This window comes from Bradyrhizobium sp. LTSP849, assembly GCF_000938255.1.
Classification (GTDB): domain Bacteria; phylum Pseudomonadota; class Alphaproteobacteria; order Rhizobiales; family Xanthobacteraceae; genus Bradyrhizobium.
On the sequence record NZ_JYMR01000051.1, the window covers coordinates 392,931 to 413,364 of the forward strand.

Sequence of the window (20,434 nt, forward strand, 5' to 3'; positions counted from 1 at the left end):
TATGACTGACTAGTCAGTCATAAATTTGGGATGGCAAAGAAACCCACCAAAACCGCCGCATCCCAAGCAAGGAGCCACGCGCCCGAAGCTGGCGAAGAGGCCGCGCCTGCGTCCAACCGCACCACGCGCGCGGCGGAGCGGCGAGCAGCGATCGTGGAGGCTGCGATGGAGGAATTCATCTCCCGCGGCTTTGCCGCGACGCGGCTCGACGACATCGCCAAGCGTGCAGGTGTCGCCAAGGGCACGATCTACCTGCACTTCAAGGATAAGGAGTCGATGTTCGAGGAGCTGGTGCGCACCGTGATCGTGCCGGTGGTGGCGCGGCTCAATGCATTGCCGCCGCTCACGGGCTCGGTGCGCGATCTGATCGAAGCCTTTGCGACCAACTTCCTGAAAGAGGTGATCGGCACCAGGCGCGGCGATCTGGTGCGCCTGATCGTGGCGGAGGGGCCGCGCTTTCCGTCCGTCGCCGACTTCTACTATCGCGAGGTCGTCTCGCGCGGGATGGCCGGCATGCGCGCGCTGATCGAGCTCGGCATTGCCCGCGGTGAAATCCGCGAGAAGAACCTCGCGCGCTATCCGCAGATCCTGATCGCGCCGGCGATGATCGCGGTGATCTGGCAGAGCCTGTTTGCGCGGCACGCGCCGCTCGACGCTCAGGACATGCTGCGCGTCCATCTCGATTTGATTTTTGGCGAACGGAGGACGACATGAGGTCGTCGCACGCATTTTTTTCATTCGCATTGGCCGTCATGCTCGCGACCGGGCTTGCCGGCTGCAACGAGAAGCGCGATCCCGGCTTCCAGGGCTGGGTCGAGGCCGACATGATCTTCGTCAGCCCCGACGAAGCAGGCCGGGTCACGAAGCTCGACATCCGCGAGGGCGACGCCGTGAAGGTCGGTGATGCTCTTTATGACGTCGACGACGATCTCCAGCTCGCCGATCTCAATCAGACCAAGGCGACGCTGGCCAATGCGCAACAGGTCTTTGACCGAGCGGATTCCTTACGGAAGACCGGTTCCGGTACGCAGGCGACGCTCGATTCCGCGGTCTCGGATTTGCGGGTCGCACAAGCTCGCGTGGTGACCTCGCAGACGCGTCTGGCGCGGCGCAAGGGTTTTGCCCCGGTCGCTGGCACCGTCCAGCAGATCTATTTCCGCGAGGGCGAGATGGTGGCGGCGCAGCGGCCGGTGCTCTCGATCATGCCGCCCGGCAACATGAAGCTGCGCTTCTTCGTGCCGGAGACGGAGTTGCCGAAACTTGCGATCGGCGACGAGGTGCGGATCGCTTGCGACAATTGCGCCGCCGATCTCACCGCAAAGATCTATTTCATCGCGACCAATGCCGAATATACCCCGCCGGTGATCTACAGCCTCGATGAGCGCAACAAGCTCGTCTATCTGATCCAGGCGCGGCCGTCGCGGCCGGATACTTTGCGCGTCGGCCAGCCCATCAGCGTCTATCTCAATCCCAAAACTCCGGTGGCGGACGAGCGATGAGCGGCGGCAATGGCATCGCGATCGACGTCAAGGGCCTGAGTAAATCGTTCGGCGGCCGCGAGGTCGTGCACGATCTGTCGATGCAGGTGAAGCGCGGCTCGATCTATGGCTTCCTCGGGCCGAATGGCTCGGGCAAGACCACCACCATCCGCATCCTCTGCGGCCTGCTCACGCCCGACAGCGGCGAGGGCACCTGCCTCGGCTACGACATCCTGCGCGATGCCGAAAAGATCAAGCGCCAGGTCGGCTACATGACCCAGCGCTTCAGCCTGTACCAGGATCTGTCGGTCCGCGAGAACCTCGAATTCGTCGCGCGGCTCTACGGCTTGCGCGACGCGCGCGGCGCCGCGCGTGACATGATCAAGCGGATCGGGCTTTCGGGCCGCGAGGAGCAGCTTGCGGGCGAGCTGTCCGGCGGCTGGAAGCAGCGGCTGGCGCTGGGAGCCTGCACGCTGCCCAATCCGCAATTGCTGCTGCTCGACGAGCCGACCGCTGGCGTCGATCCCAAGGCGCGGCGCGATTTCTGGAACGAGATCCACGCGCTCGCGGCCGACGGTCTCACCGTGCTGGTGTCCACCCACTACATGGACGAGGCCGAGCGCTGTCACGAGATTGCGTACATTGCCTATGGCCATCTCTTGGCGCACGGCACCGTCGACGAGGTGATCGCGAAATCCGCGCTCACCACCTACACGGTGACGGGCGAGGACCTGAACAGCCTGACGGCGCAGCTCACCGGCAAGCCCGGAATCGACATGGTGGCGCCGTTCGGCACCTCGCTGCACGTCTCGGGGCGCGACGTTGCCGCATTGGAGTCGAGCATTGCGCCATGGCGCGAGAAAGCTAGCCTGCATTGGCAGAAGTCGGCGCCTTCGCTGGAAGACGTCTTCATCGAGCTGATGGGTCGCTCCAAGGACAATTTCCAATGAGCGCCGTCGATCGTCCCGCGCCAGCACACGAAATCCGCGAGCGCTTCGGCTTCTGGTGGCGCTCCTATGCAATGCTGATCAAGGAGTTCATCCAGCTCAAGCGCGATCGCGTCTCGTTCGCGATGATCGTGATGCTGCCGGTGATGCAGCTCCTGCTGTTCGGCTACGCCATCAACACCACGCCGCACAATCTGCCGAGCGCCGTGCTGCTCCAGGAGGATTCCGATCTCGCTCGCTCGATTCTGAAGGCGCTGGAGAACACCGCCTATTTTCGCTTCATCTACGAGGTGCACGACGTCGACGATTTCGACAACCTCCTCAAATCCGGCAAGGTGCTGTTCGGCGTCGAGATCCCGCGCGGCTTCGAACGCGCGGTGCGGCGCGGCGACAAGCCCGCGCTGCTGGTCGCGGCCGATGCCACCGATCCGGTGGCGGCGAGCGCCGCGCTCGGCTCGCTCGGCATGGTCGTGCAGACCGCGCTCCAGCACGATCTCTATATCGGCGATCCCCCGGCGATGCCGTTCGAGATTCGCGCGCATGCCCGCTACAATCCGGCGGCGGTCTCGAGCCTCAACATCGTGCCGGGCCTGGTCGGTACCATTCTCACCATGACCATGCTGATCTTCACTGCGCTCTCGGTCACGCGCGAAGTCGAGCGCGGCACCATGGAGAGCCTGCTGTCAATGCCGATCAAGCCGGTCGAGGTGATGTTCGGCAAGATCATCCCTTACGTGCTGGTCGGCTTCGTCCAGGCCTTCCTGATCATCAGCATCGGCGTGTTCCTGTTCGGTGTGCCCGTGCTCGGCAATCTGTTCCTCTTGGCGCTGCTCTCGACGCTGTTCATCACCGCCAATCTGGCGATCGGTTACACCATCTCGACGGTGGTGCAGAACCAGCTCCAGGCTATGCAGATGTCGATGATGTTCTTCCTGCCGAGCATCCTGCTGTCCGGCTTCATGTTTCCGTTCGCGGGCATGCCGGCCTGGGCGCAATATGTCGGCGAAGGCCTGCCGCTGACGCACTACATCCGCATCGTCCGCGCCATCATGCTGAAGGGCGCCACCATGCAGAATCTGCGCTTCGACACGCTGGCGCTGGCGGCCCTGATGCTGATCGCCATGACCATCGCCGTGACGCGCTTCCGCCGCACGCTGGATTGAGGCAGACTGCCCCGGAATCGAGGGGGTGGAATGGTCGGTTTTGCAAGCGGGAAGACCGGCGGGCGCGCCGTTCTGTCGGAGGAGTTCGAGCGCGAGCTGACGCGGGAAGTGCTGCGCACCGAGCTGTTGCGGGTGAGGGCGCTGATCACGACCGGCTGCGTCATAATCTTGTTCCTCACCGCAACCTACCTGATCGATCCGACCATCGTGAACCGGGTCTGGCATGGGACGGAAGGGCTCGTCCGCGAATACGCCATCTTGGCGAGCTTCATCCTCTTCGAGGTTTGGGTCCACAGCCAGATCAGGCGAAACCTCAAGCTCGATCGCGATCTGCCGGTGATCAGGCGCTATATCGGCGCCCTCATCGAAACGTCGCTGCCGACGATCATCCTGATCCTCCAGATTCGCAGCATGGGTGCGAGCCAGGCGCTGGGCTTCGTGCTGCCAATGGTCTATTTCATCTTCGTCATTCTCTCGACCCTCCGGCTGGATTTCTGGTTGTCCACCTTCACGGGACTTGTGGCCGCAACCGAACTCCTGGTCGTCGCGCTGTACTACAATTCGGTGAGCGACGCCGGCGAACCCCTGATCTACTTTCACGCCGTACGCAGCACCATCATCCTGATCTGCGGCGTGCTCGCAGGCTCCGTCGGCGCGCAGTTGCGGCGACAATTTGCCGCGAGCATTGCAGCCGCCACCGCGCGCGACCGGGTGACGAACCTGTTCGGCCAACACGTCTCGCCGCAGGTGGTCGAGCGGTTGATGGCGGAGGGGACGAGTGCTGCCGGAGACCTCCGCCGTGTCGCCGTGATGTTCGTCGATTTCCGCGGCTTCACCGCCGGCGCGCAGTCGCGCACACCTCAGGAGGTCGTCGACCGGCTCGACGGCGCCTTTGCCGTGCTGGTCGACATTCTCGACCGCCAGGGTGGCATCGTGAACAAGTTTCTCGGTGACGGTTTTCTTGCGCTGTTTGGTGCGCCGCTGGAGGCCTCCGACGCCGCGCATCGCGCGGTCGCCGCCGGTCGCGAGATGCTGACCGCGATGGACCGCATCAATGCGCAGACGAGCTGGCCGCTACGCATCGGCATCGGCATCCATTTCGGCGAGGTCGTCGCCGGCAATATCGGCTCGCCCCGGCGCAAGGAATACACCGTGATCGGCGACACCGTGAATTTTGCCTCGCGGCTGGAAGCGCTGAACAAGGAATTCGGCTCGCAGTTCTTGATCTCCGCTTCCGTCCGCGAGGCGCTGGGCGACGACGGCGGCGATGCCGTGGCGCTCGGCGAGGTCACGGTGCGCGGCTATGAGCAGCCGATGGCGGTGTTTCAGTTGGGGTAACGCACCTTCAAATGCGAGTCGCGCTTCGTTGATGTAGGTCGCGCTTCGGTGAAGGCGCGTGATGAAATATCTCTGCTAGCTTTCGGGTCTCGCACTGTGGAAGCCGAAAAATCTCGGCTTGCCTTTGTCACCCGGAGAAAGCCAATGACCAGATTGACCCTTGTTGCGGCTGCCGTGATCGCCGCCGCTGTCTACCAAACCCAGGCCGCATCAGCGCGCCACGTCGCCGCACCGCGCGCTGCAACCGAGGCGGCGGCCGACTACTGCATCAGGGCTCCGGCCGAGGGCGCGTATGCTTCTGCGCCCTACAAGCAGCCGCCCTGCCTGCCGAACACGGCGTACTCGTACTAACCGATCACGCAGACGAAGCCGGGCTGGTGAAGTCCACCAGCCCGGCTTGGACGTCCGCGACAGCCTTACCGTTGGAGGTATCCAGGTAGTGCTTGACTCCATTTTCATATAGTCATCTATATGACTATATGAATTATGTGCGCGACGACCGCCTGCCACGCTACCAGCGCCTGCGCGATGACCTCGCCGCGCGGATCAACCGCAATGAGTGGCGGCCGGGCGAACCGATCCCGTCCGAAGCCGAACTCGGCGCGCATTACGGCGTCGCCATCGGCACCGTGCGCAAGGCGATCGACCAGCTCGTCGCCGATGCCGTGCTGGAGCGCCAGCAGGGCCGCGGCACTTTCGTGCGCCGGGCCCGCTTCAACTCCTCGCTGTTCCGCTTCTTCCGCTTCCAGTCCGAGAGCGGTGAGCGCCGTGTGCCGAAGAGCCGCATCATCCGGCGCAAGAGCGTGGCGGCGACTTCGGCTGTTGCTTCCGCGTTGCGCATCCCCGTCGGCGAGCCCGTGATCAGCCTGTCGCGTCTGCGGCTGATCGACGATGTGCCGCTGCTGGCCGAAGAGATCTGGCTCCAGCAATCGCGCTTCGCTGAAATACTTGAGATCGACACCGCCGAGTTCGGCGATTTGCTTTATCCGCTCTACGAAGAGCGCTGCGGCGAGGTCGTGGTCTCGGCCGATGAAGTCCTGACGGTCGAGATGGCCAACGAGATGCAGGCACGCCTGCTGCGGCTCGAGGCGAACGCACCGCTGATCGTGATCGAGCGCCTCGCGCTCGATCTGGAGCGAAGGCCAATCGAATGGCGACGGTCGCGCGGGCCGGCCGACCGGTTCCGCTACCACGCCGAGATCCGGTAACGGCGGACTTCAACAAGATCAACCAATAACGAATTCAGGGGGAAACGATGTCAAACTGGTACAGCGAATGCTCGCCGCTTGAGAAGCGGACGTTCTGGGCAAGCTTTGGCGGCTGGGCGCTGGACGCGCTCGACGTCCAGATGTTCGGCCTCGCGATTCCAGCGTTGATCGCAGCGTTCGGCATCAGCAAGGCCGACGCCGGCCTGCTCGGCTCGGTCACGCTGTTCTTCGGCGCGTTCGGTGGCTGGCTCGGCGGCGCGCTCGGCGACCGCTTCGGTCGCGTCAAGGCGCTCCAGATCACGGTTCTGACCTTTGCGCTCGCGACCTTCGCCAGCGCATTCGCAATGAGTTACACCCAGCTCCTCGTGCTCAAGGCGATCCAGGGCCTCGGCTTCGGCGCCGAATGGGCCGTGGGCGCGGTGCTGATGGCGGAGATCATCCGCGCCGAGCATCGCGGCAAGGCGCTTGGCTCGGTGCAGAGCGCCTGGGCCGTTGGCTGGGGCGCGGCGGTGTTGCTGTCCGCGCTGGTCTTTACTTATGCGCCGGCGGATATCGCCTGGCGCATCCTGTTTGCAATTGGGCTGTTACCGGCGCTCCTCATCATCTACATCCGCCGCGGCTTGAAAGAGCCGCCGCGCGCCGTGGCTGCCGACGCCAAGGCGCCGCTCTTCGCCACGCTCTCCGGCATCTTCCATCGCGACGTGCTGCGCGCGACCCTGGTCGGCGGTCTCTTCGGCATCGGCGCCCACGGCGGTTACGCCGCGCTGACCACGTTCCTGCCGACTTACTTGCGCGAAGTGCGGCATCTGTCGGTGCTGGGCTCGAGCGGCTATCTCGCCGTCATCATCGCCGCCTTCTTCTGCGGCTGTGTCGCAAGCGGCATCATCAGCGACCGCATCGGCCGCCGCGCCAACGTCGCCTTGTTCGCGAGCGCCTGTATCGCCACCGTCCTGGTCTATATCTTCGCGCCGCTCACCGATGCGCAGATGCTTGTGCTTGGCTTCCCCCTCGGTTTTTTCTCCGCCGGTATTCCTGCCAGCATGGCCGCGCTTTTCAGCGAGCTCTATCCGGCCGGCGTGCGCGGCACCGGCGTCGGCTTCTGCTACAATTTTGGCCGCGTTGTCTCCGCCGCGTTCCCGTTCCTGGTCGGCTTTCTCAGCGATCATATCGGCCTCGGACCGGCGATCGGGATCGATGCGGCCTTTGCCTATTCGCTCGTGCTGATCGCAGTGCTGCTCCTGCCCGAAACGCGCGGCAAGGTGTTCGAGCAGGCCGCGGCAGCGCGCGTCTGACGGGAATGGGGAGCAACCACCATGACATTTGTCCAGCGCGGCCTGACGCGCCGTCAATTCAGTGTGGGCCTGGCGTCCCTCGCGACGGCAACCGCAACCAGAGCCATGAGTGAGACGGCCTTGCCGACGATCGATACCCACGCGCATGTGTTTCATCGCGGCTTGAAACTCGCGCCGGGCCGGCGCTATGCGCCCGACTATGACGCGCCGCTGTCGCTCTATCTCGAGCAGCTCGACCATAATGGCATGAGCAACGGCGTGCTGGTGCAGCCGAGCTTTCTCGGTACTGACAATTCCTATCTGGTCGAGTGCCTGAAGCAGACCAGCGGCCGCCTGCGCGGCATCGCCGTCGTCGATCTCGCTGTCTCCGCAGACGAGCTGCGCGCGCTCGATCGTGCCGGTGTCGTCGGCATCCGCCTCAATCTCGTCGGCCAGCCCTTGCCCGATCTCACCGCTGCCGAATGGAAGATGCTGCTTGCGCAAGTGAAGGCGATGGGCTGGCAGGTCGAGATCCAGCGCAACGCGTCCGATCTCGCAGTGCTGGCGCCGCAGCTTATCGATCATGGCGTTACCGTCGTGTTCGATCACTACGCGCTGCCCGATCCAAAGCTCGGGGTCGCCGATCCCGGCTTTCGATCGGTGTTGAAGCTTGGCGCGACGAAAAAAATCTGGGTGAAGATTTCCGCGCCGTACCGCAACGGCGCGGCCGGCGAGAATTTTGCGAAAGAGGCCTATCCGCTGTTGCGCAACGCTTACGGCCTCGATCGTCTGCTGTGGGGCAGCGACTGGCCGCACACGCAGTTCGAGGCGGCACAGACTTACGAAAAGAACCGGCAATTCCTCGATGTGCTGATCGCCGATCCAGGCGAGCGCACGCTAGTGCTGGCATCGCCGTATCAGCTCTTCCGTTTCTGACACGCGTCGTGAATGCTCCGATTGCTCCGAATTTTGGGGCATGACGGGCGATGTCGCCGGCTTGTAGACTGCCGGTGACGCGGCCGATTGCGGTCGCCACTTGCGTGAGGACCGCACATGCAGCGCCGCTACATCACCGTCGACGTGTTCACCGACCGCGCCTTCGGCGGCAACCAGCTCGCCGTGGTGCTCGATGCCGGCGGGCTCTCGACGCAGCAGATGCAGGCGATCGCGACCGAGTTCAACTATTCCGAGACGACCTTCGTGCTGCCGCCGCGCGACAAGGCCAATGACGCCGAGGTGCGCATCTTCACGCCGGTGAGGGAGATGCCCTTTGCAGGCCATCCCAATGTCGGCACCGCCTTCGTGCTGGCGAGCCTCGCGAAAGAGCCGAAGCCGCGATTGCTGTTCGAGGAGATAGCCGGGTTGGTCCCGGTCGATATCGTGCGGGAGCAAGGAAGGGTGATCAGCACCGAGCTCACCGCGCCGCAGCCGCTCTCGCGAATGGCGGAGGTTTCCGCCGCTGACGTTGCGGCCTGCATCTCCTTGACTGCCGATGACATCAAGGTCGATCGCCACGCGCCGCAGGTCGTCGGCGTCGGAACGCCGTTCCTGGTGGCGGAGGTGCACTCGCGCGATGCGCTCAAGCGGGCGAGGCCCGACGCGGCTGCGTTCGGCAGGGTATTGCCACGCGATGACGCCCGCTCGGTGTGGTTCTACACGCGCGACGTGCCCGCGACGGAGGTGTCCTGCGAGCGGCAGGCGCGCATGTTCATGCGCGGCGCCGGCGGTCTCGCCGAGGATCCCGCCACCGGCAGCGCCACGGTCGCGGCCGCCGCGCTGTTCGCCGATCTCGATCCCACGCGCGACGGCGAGTTGAAGCTCACAGTCGGACAGGGCTTTGACATGGGCCGGCCGAGCCTGTTGCTGACGCGCGTGCGCAAGCAGGACGGCAAGATCGTGTCTGCGCATGTCGGCGGCAGCTGTGTGCAGATGATGGAAGGCACGTTCCGTCTGGCGGGGGAGGGGTAGGCGCTCTCTCCGTCATCCTGAGGTGCGAGCCCTTGCGAGCCGCGAAGGATGCACGGCCGAGATCTAACCTCCGTGGCACGCCGTCGTCCTTCGAGGGCCGCTGAAGAAGCGGCCACCTCAGGATGACGGCTACGGCTGACGCCGACAGTGTAGCTACACCTGCCGCCCCACCAAATTCCTCACCGCCACCCCATCCCGCTCCTCGATCACCTCCGCGATCATCTGCCGGTGACAATGCGTATGGTCACGCTCGTAGCAGAGCAGGCACACGGGTCCCGCCTTCTTCACCAGCGCGGAGAGCTCGTCCATCTCTTCCCGGGCCTGCGGCGTCTTCAGGTGCTTTGAATAGATCTTTTCCAGCACGTCGAACTGCCCGCTGCGCGCGGCGAGCCGGCCTTCCTTCGGCGTGCCGAGCGCGGCGAGGTGGACATAGGCGATGCCGCGTTCATCTAGGCCTGCGGCGAGTTGCTTCTTGGAAAAGCCGGGCCGCCGCGACGACGTCACCGCGCGCACGTCAACCAGCAGCTTGACGCCGGCCTGCTCCAATTCGTCGAGCACGGCCTTGGGCGGCGTCTGCTCATAGCCGATGGTGAAGAGCTTTCTCGTCTTTGCCATGCAACACCTCAGGCCACCCGCGCGATCAGTTCCATGGCGCCGGCCGGCGCGCGCACCTTGCCCTCGTGGATGACGTAGGCGAACACGTCGCGCGGCTCTTTCTTGGGTTTGGTCTTGTCGACCTTCGGCAGGTCATCGGGTTCACCGCCCTCGGCCCAGGCCTGAAACCGCTTGCTCCAGGCATCGAGCTCTTTCGGCGGATAGCAGGTCTTGATCTCGTCATTGCCCTTCTGAAGCCGGGCATAGACGAAATCGCCGGCGACGTCGGCGATCGCCGGATATTTGCCGTGCTCGGCAAACACCACCGGCGTCTCGAACTCGCGGATCAGCGTGACGAAGTCCGGCGTGCAGAAACTATCGTGACGCACCTCCACCACATGGCGCAGCGCGCGGCCGTCGAGCTTGCGCGGCAACAGCTCGAGGAACTTGCCGAAATCGACGCCGTCGAATTTCTTCGTCGGTGCGAATTGCCAGAGCACGGGGCCGAGATGGTCGCCGAGTTCCAGCACTCCGGAATCATAAAACCGCTTGATGGAATCTCCGGCCTCCGCCAGCACGCGGCGGTTGGTGGCGAAGCGCGGCCCCTTGACCGAGAACACAAAATCCTCCGGGACTTCACCGGCCCATTTGCGAAAGCTCTCCGGCTTCTGTGAGCCGTAATAGGTGCCGTTGATCTCGATCGAGGTCAGCTTCGAGGCCGCGTAGGACAGCTCCTTCGCCTGCGTCAGCTTTTCGGGATAGAACACGCCGCGCCAGGACTCGAAGGTCCAGCCGCCGACGCCGATGAAGATGTTGCCGGATTTTTTGGTCGCGGTTTTTGCTTTGGCCACGGGAGGATCTCACATCGACGAGGAGGGGAGGGCTGTCATCCTAATCAAACCAGAAGTGATTGGCCAGTTGCCCTGTCCCGTCTAAGCTCTCGACGGAATCTGCGCAAAAAGGAGAACAAGATGCGGAGACTGATGATGGGAGCGGCGCTCGCGATGATGACATCTGCTGCCATGACGTCTGCCACCATGGCTGACGACGACGATGCGAAGGGCGCGCAGAAGCTCGCCATGCAGGGCCGCGACGATTACTGGCATTGCCTGGCGCGGGAATATTCGCGCGACAGCAATCAGGGCCTGTCGGAACAGGATTTTGGCCGCTCGGTCGCCGGCGCCTGTCCGTCGGAGCGGCAATATTACCGGGTCGCGCTGCTCGACTATCTCACCACGCAATATCCGACCATCGATTCCGGCGCCCATCTCGCGACCGCGAACAGGGCGGTGGAGTCGGCGCAGAAGGATATCGTGACCGCCTTCGTCAAGCACAGGCCGCCGCAGAAATAGTCCCATTTACCGTTGCGGTCCGGGGCCCTTCCGGCTCCGCGTTCATCCATGGTAGACTGGGCTCGTCTGGAACAGGGGCGGGTTCGCATGTCGTCTGAGTCGGTGGGTGGCATTTTTGGCGCGATCGTCGCGGCGATCGTGCTTGCGGTCGCCGTCGTGTTCGGGCCGATCGGCCAATACGGCAAGCCCGTCAAGCCTGCGAAGGCCGAGCCGGCTGCCATGGCGCCTGCGGCCCCTGCCGCGCCGGCACCGCGAGGCCCGGTGATTAAGGAAGTGCCCAACCAATAGCGGCCGGAAAAAGGTACTTTCGGCCCCTTGCGAAGCGGTCTGGTCGTTCCTATTTAGTTTCTAACGGCAACGTTGAGTAACAATCTCCGTTGTTGAGACGACCTTGGAATAGCTTGGCCTGCGCCGGATGTACGCGCGGTCCGCCGTTCCGGGGTCGTTGGCATTTTAGGGCCCCTTTTGGGCCATTCCCCGAGAACCCGGCTGGCATCGCAGGACCTTGGCATCGCAGGACGCGGCGGATATACGCTGCCGTCATGAATGAAGCGATCAGACCGGGCCCCGAAACTCCTCCGCAAGCGAACTCGCGATCGCCGGAGCTTTCGGTCGTCGTCCCGACCTTCAACGAGCGCGACAACGTCACGGTGCTGTACCGGCGCCTGGAGGCGTCGCTTGCCGGCATCGCCTGGGAGGTCGTGTTCGTAGACGACAATTCGCCAGACGGCACCTGGGACGTCGTGCGCGCGCTGGCCCAGCGCGACAGCCGCGTGCGCTGCGTCCGCCGCATCGGCCGCCGCGGCCTGTCAGGCGCCTGCATCGAGGGCATTCTGGCTTCGAGCTCGCCTTATGCGGCCGTGATCGACGCCGATCTCCAGCATGACGAGACGCAGCTGCCGAAAATGCTGTCGCTGCTCGCAAGCGGGCAGGCCGACCTCGTGGTCGGCAGCCGCTACATCGAGGGCTACAAGAGCGAAGGCTTCAACAAGCAGCGCGCCGGCGCCAGCGCACTCGCCACGGAAGTCGCGAAGAAGATGTTGCGGGTCGAGATCGCCGATCCCATGAGCGGCTTCTTCATGGTTCGTCGCGACCGTTTCGAGGAATTGGCGCCGAAATTGTCGGTGCACGGCTTCAAGATCCTGCTCGACCTCGTTGCGACCGCGCATGGTAGCTTGCGCGCGGTCGAGATTCCCTACACGTTCGGTGAGCGCCAGCACGGCGAGAGTAAGCTCGACTCCATGGTCGCGCTGGACTTTATCGGCCTGGTGCTGGCGAAGCTGAGCAATGACATCGTCTCGCTGCGCTTCATCCTGTTCGCGATGGTCGGCGGCATCGGCCTGGTGGTGCATCTCACCACGCTGTTCATCGGGCTCGAGCTGATCAAGGTGCCGTTCGCGGAGGCGCAGGCCGCCGGCGCCATCGTCGCCATGACCAGCAACTTCATCCTCAACAATTTCCTCACCTATCGCGATCAGCGACTGAAGGGCTTTGCGCTTCTGAGCGGCCTGATCATGTTCTACGTCGTGTGCAGCGTCGGCCTGCTTGCCAATGTCGGCGTCGCCTTCTCGGTCTACGACCAGGAGCCGATCTGGTGGCTTGCTGGTGCGGCCGGCGCGCTGATGGGCGTGGTGTGGAACTACGCGATGTCCGGACTGTTCGTCTGGCGCAAGAAATAGCGCGCCAGGGAACGGGTCAAGGAAACCGGTAATGGGCGGGGCTGACGCGCGGATCGTCCGTAATACGGCGCTAGTGATCCTTGCGCTGGTCGGCTTGCGGCTGGTCGCGGCCGCCTTCACGCCGATCACCTTCGACGAAGCCTATTATTGGATGTGGTCGAAGAGCCTCGCCGGCGGCTATTACGACCACCCGCCGATGGTCGCCTATGTCATCCGCGCCGGCACCATGATCGCTGGCGATACCGAGCTCGGCGTCCGCCTCGTCTCGATCCTGCTCGCATTGCCGATGAGCTACGCGATCTATCGCTCCGCCGCGATCCTGTTCGGTGGCGCGCGGGTGGCTGCGACCAGTGCCATCCTGCTCAATGTCACGATGATGGCGTCTGTCGGCACGCTGATCGTGACGCCGGATGCGCCGCTGCTGGTCGCCTCCAGCTTCGTGCTGTTCTTTCTTGCAAAAGTGCTGGAGACCGGCCGCGGCGTCTGGTGGCTCGCGGTCGGTGCGGCCGTCGGCGCGGCGCTGCTGTCAAAATATACCGCGATGTTCTTTGGCCCTGCGATCCTGATCTGGCTCGCGGCGGTACCTAAACTGCGACGCTGGTTTCTCTCACCCTGGCCCTATCTCGGCGGCATCGTTGCGCTCGCGCTGTTCTCGCCGGTGATCCTCTGGAATGCGGATCATCAATGGGTCTCGTTCGCAAAGCAGCTTGGGCGCGCCAAAATCGAGGATTTCCGCCCGGTCTTCATTGCCGAGCTGATCCCAACCCAGATCGCGTTCGCGACGCCGCTCGTCTTCATCCTCGGCGCGATGGGACTGCATGCGCTGACCTGGCGCAGGGCCGGCGCGCTGGCCTCGCGCGTGCTGATCGAGACGCTGTTCTGGACCATCGTCGCCTATTTCGTCTGGCATTCGCTGCATGCGCGCGTCGAGGCCAACTGGTTCGCACCGGTCTATCCGCCCTTTGTCGTCGCCGCGGCCGCGGCTGCCAACCTCGTGCAGTGGAAGCCGCGTGCGCGCCGCCTGGTGGATTTCTGCCTGCGCTGGGCCGCACCCACTGGCATCGTGATGTTTGCAGCTCTGATCCTTCAGGCCAACACCGGTTGGCTGTCAGGCTATCGCCGTGATGCGACTGTGCGCAGCGTCGGCGTCGGCTGGCGTGAGCTTGCCGCGGGGATCGAAGCGGCGCGCGTCCGCACTGGCGCGACCTGCGTGCTCGCGCCGGACTACGGCACCACCGGCTGGCTTGCCTTCTATCTGCCGCACGGCACCTGCGTGGTGCAGCAGAACCAGCGCATCCGCTGGGTCAACATGGGCGAGCCCGATCCAAAGCTGCTGGCGGGCAAGCTGCTCTATGTCGACGAGCTGCGTCCCGACGGCCAGCCCTTCCTCAAGGACCTCTTTGCGCAAGTGACGCGCGTTGCGGAGTTGCAGCGCAAGCGCGGGCCGCTGCTCGTCGAGACCTATAGTGTCGATCTGCTGGAGGGCGCCAAGGGCGACGTGCTGGACCGCTCGCCGCCGCCGGAAGCGCGGTAGCAGGCTGCGAAGAGGCTCCGCCGCCTCCTCATCGTCGTCCCGGCGAAGGCCGGGACCCATAACCCCAGGGAGAAGTTTGGCGAAGGCTGGTCGTTATCCGTTCTTACCCGCGGTACGCACACCTGCACCTATCGATAGATCACGCGGTATGGGTCCCGGCCTTCGCCGGGACGACGGTGGAGTGTTGGGTGGGCAGCGGTGGCTATTCAGTCCATCATCTCGGTCTTGGCCGCGGTCTGGCTCGGCTTGCTCTCATCGCGCCAGAACCAGACGGCGACCGTGCCGGAGCGGCCGCGAATTTGTGTGCGCAGCGGCCCTCTCAGCGTGCTGTCGGGATCACCGAGGAAGTCGGCTGTATCTAGCAGCGTATCGCTCATCGCGAGCCGCGCGCCGTTCTGGGCCGCAACCTCCATCAGCCGGCTCGCGACGTTGACGGTGTCGCCGTTTGCCGTGATGTGCTGGTGGCTCTCGCCGAGACGGGAGGCGACGATCGGGCCGAAATGCGCGCCGATCTTGAAGCCGAGCTGACCGCCGATCGCAGGCGGCAGCGAGGCGATCCAGGCTTCGACGCCGCGATGCAGGTCGATCGAACATTTCAGCGCGCGCGCCGCGTCATCGGGCATCGCGCTGGGCAGGCCGAACAGTATCATGGCGCCGTCGCCGAGAAAACTGGTGATCATGCCGCCGCAATCGACCGCGGTCTTGTCGAGCAGCACGTGGAACGCCTTCAGAATGTCCTGGAGTTCGTCCGGATCGATCCGTTCACTCAGTGCGGTGAAGTCGGAGAGATCGATGAAGACGACGGCCGCATTTTGCCGGACGGGCTTCGCCAGGAAATTGGGATCGCGTGCCAGCCACTCCTGCACCGCGGGTGCCTGGAATTGTGCCAGCGACCGGCTCTTGGCGGCGAGATATTGCGTGCGGCGTCCGCCCGCCCACAATTGCACGCCGGCAAAGATCGCAACCGGCGGCATGGCAGCCGCGAGCGTGGTCGCGGCGTTGAGCCAGACGCCATGGGTGAACGCGAACACATTGAGCCCGGCCCAGGCGATCATCACCGTGGCTGCCGCGATGAGGCCGGGCGCGCTGCGCCGCCAGGCGAGCAGGCCCACCAGCAGCATCGGCAGCAGGATCGCCGCGAGCGCGTCGGCGATGTGAACCTTGCGGTCTCGCACGATGCTGTCGCCGGCAACGAGATGCGTGATCGCGGTCGAGACCACCTCGACGCCGGGCATCAGGGTATCGAACGGCGTCGGGAAGAAGTCGCCGCCACCGGCGACCGCGGCGCCGATCACGACGATCCGGTTCTCGATCGCGGCGCGATCGAGCGTGCCGTCAAAAATGCTCTGCGCGCTGACAGTGCGGATGGTACGGCGCGGGCCGTAATAGGTGATCGGCAGCGCAAAGTCGGTGTCGGTCGGCACCGCGCGATCGCCGAGCATGAGATGGTCGGGCGCGATCGTCAGCGGCTTGTCGAGCGCGCGGCTCGCGACTCGCAGCGGAAATGACAGCTCGACCTTGTCGCTGGTCCGGAACAGCATCGGGATGGAGAGGGGAGAGCCCGATTGTCCGGTCGCGACGTTGACGATTCCGACATCGGCGTGATCGGCGAACGCCGGTAACGGCAGCAGGAAGCGCTCCGCCTCCGGCAGGGCCGCGAGCGGCCCATCACTGCTCGGCGCCACGGTCTCGGTCGGGAAGATCGCAGCGGCAGCGAGGACCATGGGACCGGTGGCCAGCGTATGCGCCAGCGTGGCGTCGCCGATCGCGGCGCTGCGGTCGACCAGCAGCAGGTCGATCGCGATGACCTTCGGCTTGAACTGCACGATGGTGTCGACGACGCGCGCAAGATCGGCGCGCGGCAGCGGATAGCTGCCGCCGCGCTTCACCACGGTGTCGTCGATCGCGACGATGGTGACGAGATCGGGCGGCCGCTGCACGCCGCGGGCGAGCGTGCGCAGATCCGTCAGTGTTGCCTCGAGCCGATCGAGAAAACGCAGATGGCCGTTGGCGTGAGCGGCATAAACGCCGGCGCCCCACAGCGCGGTGAGGACGAGGGCCACCAGGATCTGAACGCGTCTATTCATCAAGTCGTACTGCAATCTGCTTTGTTGTTGGGGCCTGGCTGACCAGGCCTCGTTGACCAAGCCTTATTGACCCAGTCTTGCCATCAGCGCATCGACACGCGGCTGGCCCCATTGCTTGACGGTCAGCGGACCGGTCGCGTCGACGTCGACGCCTTCGCCGGGGCCGAGCACCACGGCGCGGCCTCGCGCCCTGCGGCTCACCCCGACGCGGCCGTTGGCAACGAAGACCGAGGTCTTGGCGTCCGAAGTCTTGGCGTCCGAGGTCTTGGCGTCAGCGACATCGACCGCCCATTTCGTGCCGCGCACCGCGGCGATCGCCTGCGGCGTCAGCACCTTGAAGGGATTGCCGCCGGGCTTCTTGGGCACCTCGACCAGCAGGGCTTTGCTGCTCAGCTCGATCGAGTCAATATGTCCGTCGCGGTTGGCGTCCTTAAGTTCAAATCTGGCGCCATTTTCAGCAACGATGGTGATGCCGTTGTCGCAGCGCCAGGTCTGCGTGCCGGCGGCCGATGCCGACGACATACAGCCCGCATTGGTCGCAGGCTGCGCGAGAGCTGATCCCACCAATGGAAACGAGCACGCCAGGACAAAAAATCCGGCGCGTGCAACCTTTGTCATGCCAGCCTCCATTCCAAGCGCTCGGCACATTTCAAGGCGATCTTGATACGGTACCGTATCACGCGCGGAGGCTGTTGAGAAGTGCCGTGGCCTCTGAGCTATTTTGTCGCGGCCAACATTTCCAGATTTGGCGGCGATCAACTTTCGGTCAGGCGGCATTTTCGCGCGAGCCTGGGCCGGCAAGCGTCGCGTGGAAGGCGGCGCACGCCAGCCTCGCGCAATGCTTCGTTGCTACGGTTCGGTGGTGTTGAAGATCATGGAAAGGACGCAGTTGGATGCGTACTGGGATCGCGCCAAACCGGCCGAGAAACATGGTTAACAGCTACGGCTAAGTCCGTATTTCTGCGGGCTTTTTTCTCTAAATGGGACAGCGTTAACGAGTTGCCCCAGATCTGCCAGAACTTAATCCGCATTTAACTAAAAGCAGCCTTAATGCCGCTCCGACCCTCTGCGAGATGCTGTCTTGGGAACGTGACCAGCGGCACTTCGAAGGGGGACCTAGTGACACCGTCCTGGACGCAAGGCGAATGAGTACGAGTATCGCTGCGCAAAGTAACGCGGCACGGAAGTCCAAAAATCCGAGTCTGAATTTTTATCGGAAGCCTTCCCGGAAAATGACCACCCAAAACGTGCTTGGCGCCGCTGTGATCGGCTGCGCCGTGCTTGGCGCCGGCTGGACCGTCTACACCAACATCCTCGCCGCCAGCGTCTATCCGACTGTCGGCAGCATTGGCTACGACGAGCCCGTGATCAAGCGCGCGCCCAAGGTTGCGCTGCGCGAGGCGGGTGATGCCATCAAGGAAGCCTTTGCGCTGCTGCCCGACCGGGTGCAGGTGGTTACGCCGATCTCGCGCGAAATGTTCAACGAACGCTTTGCTGCCGCCGCGACGCAAGGGGTGGATTCGAATGCGGCGAGCGTCGCAGCTCAGGTTCCCGCAACGAAAATTGCCGAGACGGCCAAACCGACCGTCATGGCGAAGGTCGCGGACGCGCTGAAGCCGCTGAGCCCGTCCAAGGTTGCTGAAAAGATCGCGGATGCCGCGAAGGCCAAGCGCGGCACTGACGCGCCGGTGCAGCTGGCCTCGGCCGATCCGGCCGAGATCGTGCCGGCGCCTGAAGCGAAGCCCACCAAATCGTTCGCCGATCGCGCCAAGGCTGCGGTGATGTCGATCACCGGGCCGCGGCAATCGATGGTCGAGAAGCTCTGGGGCAAGCGTGAGCCCTCCGGCGGCTTGCTGGCCTATGCCTCCGCCGATGCCAGCGTGACCGCTTCCATCGCGCCGAAGGAGCAGAACCCGATGCTGGGCGGTTCGGCGCCGTATGACCGCTCGACCGCGGTCTACGACATCACCGCGAAGACGGTGTATCTGCCCGACGGCACCAAGCTCGAGGCACATTCCGGCCTCGGCTCTAATCTCGACGATCCCCGTTCCTCGCGCGTCCGCATGCGCGGTGTGACGCCACCGCACATCTACGATTTGAAGCCGCGCGAAGCGCTGTTTCACGGCGTGCCCGCGCTGCGGCTGACGCCGATCGGCGGCGAGAATGCGATCTACGGCCGCGACGGCCTGCTCGCCCACACCTTCATGCTCGGGCCGAACGGCGATTCCAACGGCTGCGTGTCGTTCAAGGACTACTACGCGTTCCTCGACGCCTATCGCAACAAGGGCATCCGCAGGCTCGCGGTGGTCGCGCGGGTCGAGTGAGGCGCAACGCGCCTCGCCGGTTCCTGCTCGATCAGCGTTTGACGAAAACCAGGTTGCACGGACGCGCCTCGTTGCGCTTGCCGCTGCCGCGGCTACGATCGAACTGCGCATCGACCGTAAAGGCGTAGGGAGAGCCTGGCGGCATGTTGTTGAGCGTATAGGTGCTCGCCCCTGTCGTCCCGCGCGCGCTCAAGGTGGTCTTGCCGTCCGGCGGGATCTGGCCGTCGATTTCCAGCCGGTTGACGTTGCCGCCCGGGCCCTGAGCCTCGGCGTGAAGCACGCCGTTCGCAACGGTGCCAGCCAGGGCTCGGGTAAAGCCCTGCGCCTTGCCGCTGGTCTGGCAATTCAACGTCACGTCCCAGTTGCCGTCGAAATCCTTGCTTCCACCGGCTCGGGGGGCGGCCGCAGGCGCCAAGGTCACCTTCTGCTTCAGGCCCTCGATCCGCGCCTTGGCGAGATTGGCGAAGATGCAATTCGGGAATCTGGCGAGATGGTCTTCGTAGGCACCGAGCGTGCCGATGCCGTCCGCAGCCTTCCAATGGGCCTCGGCGGCCGCGCAAGGATCCGCTCGCGGTGCGGCCTGAGGCGCTGGCGCCACCGTGACCGACACCGGCCCGTTCAGATAAAACTTGCCGATGATCGAGAGTGACAGCTCCGGAAGCTGGGTCTTGCCGCTGCTGTCATAGACGTCGCTGCTGATGTCGCGAAAGACGTCACCGATCTCCTGCGGCTCCTCGATGTGCTTCAGGAACGCGCTCGTATAGGGGCTGTTGCGGCCGCTGCCATCGGCTGCGGTCTGCCCGGATTGCGTCGAGAAAGACACGATCGTGCCGCGCGGTGCTTCGACTTTCGACAGCCCGCGCCCGATTGAGGCGGCGCGCGTCGTGCCGGCAGAACGCTTGAGGTTTTCCGCCAGCGGATTGTCGCGGCAGGAGTCGAGCACGAGGATGCGCAGGTTCTTGGCCTGTTGCAGGTCGTTCACGATGTCGTCGACCCGCACGAAGCGCTTCAGATCCGCTTCGTCGGTCAGCACGGCGTCGATCGGCATCAGGTAGTTCACGCCGTTGTACTGCATCGCGTGGCCGCTGTAGTAGAACATGGCGACATCAGCTCTGCTCGCGGCGCGCGCGAAGCGGATGGTCAGGTCCTGCATGTCGGCCTGGCGCAGGTCGACACCCTGGTAGACCTCGAAACCGCTGCGCCTGAGCGAGCCCGCGACGTCTTCGGCATCGTGCGGCGGGTTGGGAAGCTGCGCTGTGCTGGCATAGGCGCCGTTGCCGATGACCAGCGCGACCCGCGTTTCCGCCGATGCGGGACCGAGGCACAGCCAGCAGGCGAGGAGGGCCAGAGAAAATCTTGCAGTGCAAATTCCGGAAAGAGCACGCATGAATGCCTTCCAAGGAAATATCGAAAAATATCCCTCAGACTAGCGCATGCCGCGCCGACATCAATGCCCTCGCTGTGGAACCGTCAAATTCGGCGACCGTGACA

Annotated in this window: 20 protein-coding genes; 15 read left to right on the forward strand and 5 right to left on the reverse strand. The window is 64.3% G+C overall.

What is annotated here, in order from left to right; translation table 11 throughout:
- Positions 1–30 precede the first annotated feature (30 nt).
- The 10 genes from UB31_RS30505 to UB31_RS30550 all read left to right on the forward strand — a co-directional run bounded on the left by UB31_RS30505 (position 31) and on the right by UB31_RS30550 (position 9,373).
- Positions 31–714, forward strand: coding sequence for a TetR/AcrR family transcriptional regulator (locus UB31_RS30505; protein ID WP_156175624.1), 684 nt, complete (start codon positions 31–33; stop codon positions 712–714).
- Positions 711–1,499 carry an HlyD family secretion protein gene (locus tag UB31_RS30510; protein WP_045013491.1) on the forward strand — a complete coding sequence of 263 codons (789 nt, stop codon included), beginning with the start codon at positions 711–713 and terminating at the stop codon, positions 1,497–1,499. Before UB31_RS30505 ends, UB31_RS30510 begins: the two co-directional genes overlap by 4 nt.
- Positions 1,496–2,428, forward strand: coding sequence for an ABC transporter ATP-binding protein (locus UB31_RS30515; RefSeq protein ID WP_045013492.1), 933 nt, complete (start codon positions 1,496–1,498; stop codon positions 2,426–2,428). Before UB31_RS30510 ends, UB31_RS30515 begins: the two co-directional genes overlap by 4 nt.
- Positions 2,425–3,588: an ABC transporter permease gene (locus UB31_RS30520; protein ID WP_045013493.1), complete on the forward strand. Its 1,164-nt coding sequence runs from the start codon at positions 2,425–2,427 to the stop codon at positions 3,586–3,588. The genes UB31_RS30515 and UB31_RS30520 overlap by 4 nt, the downstream gene beginning before the upstream one ends.
- A gap of 30 nt (positions 3,589–3,618) precedes the next feature.
- Complete coding sequence (locus tag UB31_RS30525) at positions 3,619–4,926, forward strand: adenylate/guanylate cyclase domain-containing protein (protein WP_045013494.1); 1,308 nt, start codon at positions 3,619–3,621, stop codon at positions 4,924–4,926.
- Positions 4,927–5,070: 144 nt separating this feature from the next.
- Positions 5,071–5,277, forward strand: coding sequence for a hypothetical protein (locus UB31_RS30530; RefSeq protein ID WP_045013495.1), 207 nt, complete (start codon positions 5,071–5,073; stop codon positions 5,275–5,277).
- A 128-nt stretch (positions 5,278–5,405) separates the two neighbouring features.
- Positions 5,406–6,134, forward strand: coding sequence for a GntR family transcriptional regulator (locus UB31_RS30535; protein WP_045013496.1), 729 nt, complete (start codon positions 5,406–5,408; stop codon positions 6,132–6,134).
- Between the two features lie 47 nt (positions 6,135–6,181).
- Positions 6,182–7,426, forward strand: a complete 1,245-nt coding sequence (locus UB31_RS30540; RefSeq protein ID WP_045013497.1) for an MFS transporter — start codon at positions 6,182–6,184, stop codon at positions 7,424–7,426.
- A 21-nt stretch (positions 7,427–7,447) separates the two neighbouring features.
- A complete protein-coding gene (locus tag UB31_RS30545) occupies positions 7,448–8,341 on the forward strand; it encodes an amidohydrolase family protein (protein ID WP_045013498.1) in 894 nt (297 codons plus the stop codon).
- Between the two features lie 117 nt (positions 8,342–8,458).
- Positions 8,459–9,373 carry a PhzF family phenazine biosynthesis protein gene (locus UB31_RS30550; RefSeq protein ID WP_045013499.1) on the forward strand — a complete coding sequence of 305 codons (915 nt, stop codon included), beginning with the start codon at positions 8,459–8,461 and terminating at the stop codon, positions 9,371–9,373.
- Positions 9,374–9,526: 153 nt separating this feature from the next.
- On the opposite strand, the gene UB31_RS30555 is transcribed toward UB31_RS30550, so the two are convergent.
- Positions 9,527–9,988, reverse strand: a complete 462-nt coding sequence (locus UB31_RS30555) for a DUF488 domain-containing protein (RefSeq protein WP_045013500.1) — start codon at positions 9,986–9,988, stop codon at positions 9,527–9,529.
- Positions 9,989–9,996: 8 nt separating this feature from the next.
- Complete coding sequence (locus UB31_RS30560) at positions 9,997–10,818, reverse strand: DUF72 domain-containing protein (RefSeq protein ID WP_045013501.1); 822 nt, start codon at positions 10,816–10,818, stop codon at positions 9,997–9,999.
- A 120-nt stretch (positions 10,819–10,938) separates the two neighbouring features.
- On the opposite strand from UB31_RS30560, the gene UB31_RS30565 reads away from it, so the two are divergent.
- The 4 genes from UB31_RS30565 to UB31_RS30580 all read left to right on the forward strand — a co-directional run bounded on the left by UB31_RS30565 (position 10,939) and on the right by UB31_RS30580 (position 14,532).
- Positions 10,939–11,319 (forward strand): hypothetical protein, encoded by a 381-nt coding sequence (locus UB31_RS30565; protein WP_045013502.1) that lies wholly within the window; start codon positions 10,939–10,941, stop codon positions 11,317–11,319.
- A gap of 87 nt (positions 11,320–11,406) precedes the next feature.
- The gene (locus UB31_RS30570; RefSeq protein ID WP_045008434.1) at positions 11,407–11,607 is read left to right on the forward strand and encodes a hypothetical protein; all 201 of its coding nucleotides are present in this window, start codon (positions 11,407–11,409) and stop codon (positions 11,605–11,607) included.
- Positions 11,608–11,861: 254 nt separating this feature from the next.
- Positions 11,862–12,998, forward strand: coding sequence for a glycosyltransferase family 2 protein (locus UB31_RS30575; protein WP_045013503.1), 1,137 nt, complete (start codon positions 11,862–11,864; stop codon positions 12,996–12,998).
- Positions 12,999–13,029: 31 nt separating this feature from the next.
- Positions 13,030–14,532, forward strand: a complete 1,503-nt coding sequence (locus tag UB31_RS30580) for a glycosyltransferase family 39 protein (protein WP_045008432.1) — start codon at positions 13,030–13,032, stop codon at positions 14,530–14,532.
- A gap of 206 nt (positions 14,533–14,738) precedes the next feature.
- Here UB31_RS30580 and UB31_RS30585 read toward each other — a convergent pair whose 3' ends face one another.
- Complete coding sequence (locus UB31_RS30585; protein ID WP_045008431.1) at positions 14,739–16,619, reverse strand: CHASE2 domain-containing protein; 1,881 nt, start codon at positions 16,617–16,619, stop codon at positions 14,739–14,741.
- Between the two features lie 63 nt (positions 16,620–16,682).
- Positions 16,683–17,237: a FecR domain-containing protein gene (locus tag UB31_RS30590; protein WP_045008823.1), complete on the reverse strand. Its 555-nt coding sequence runs from the start codon at positions 17,235–17,237 to the stop codon at positions 16,683–16,685.
- Positions 17,238–17,851: 614 nt separating this feature from the next.
- Between UB31_RS30590 and UB31_RS30600 the strand changes: the two genes are divergently transcribed.
- Positions 17,852–18,943: a DUF2778 domain-containing protein gene (locus tag UB31_RS30600; RefSeq protein WP_045008429.1), complete on the forward strand. Its 1,092-nt coding sequence runs from the start codon at positions 17,852–17,854 to the stop codon at positions 18,941–18,943.
- 31 nt (positions 18,944–18,974) lie between these two features.
- Here UB31_RS30600 and UB31_RS30605 read toward each other — a convergent pair whose 3' ends face one another.
- Positions 18,975–20,330: a caspase family protein gene (locus tag UB31_RS30605; protein ID WP_045008428.1), complete on the reverse strand. Its 1,356-nt coding sequence runs from the start codon at positions 20,328–20,330 to the stop codon at positions 18,975–18,977.
- Between the last annotated feature and the right edge of the window lie 104 nt (positions 20,331–20,434).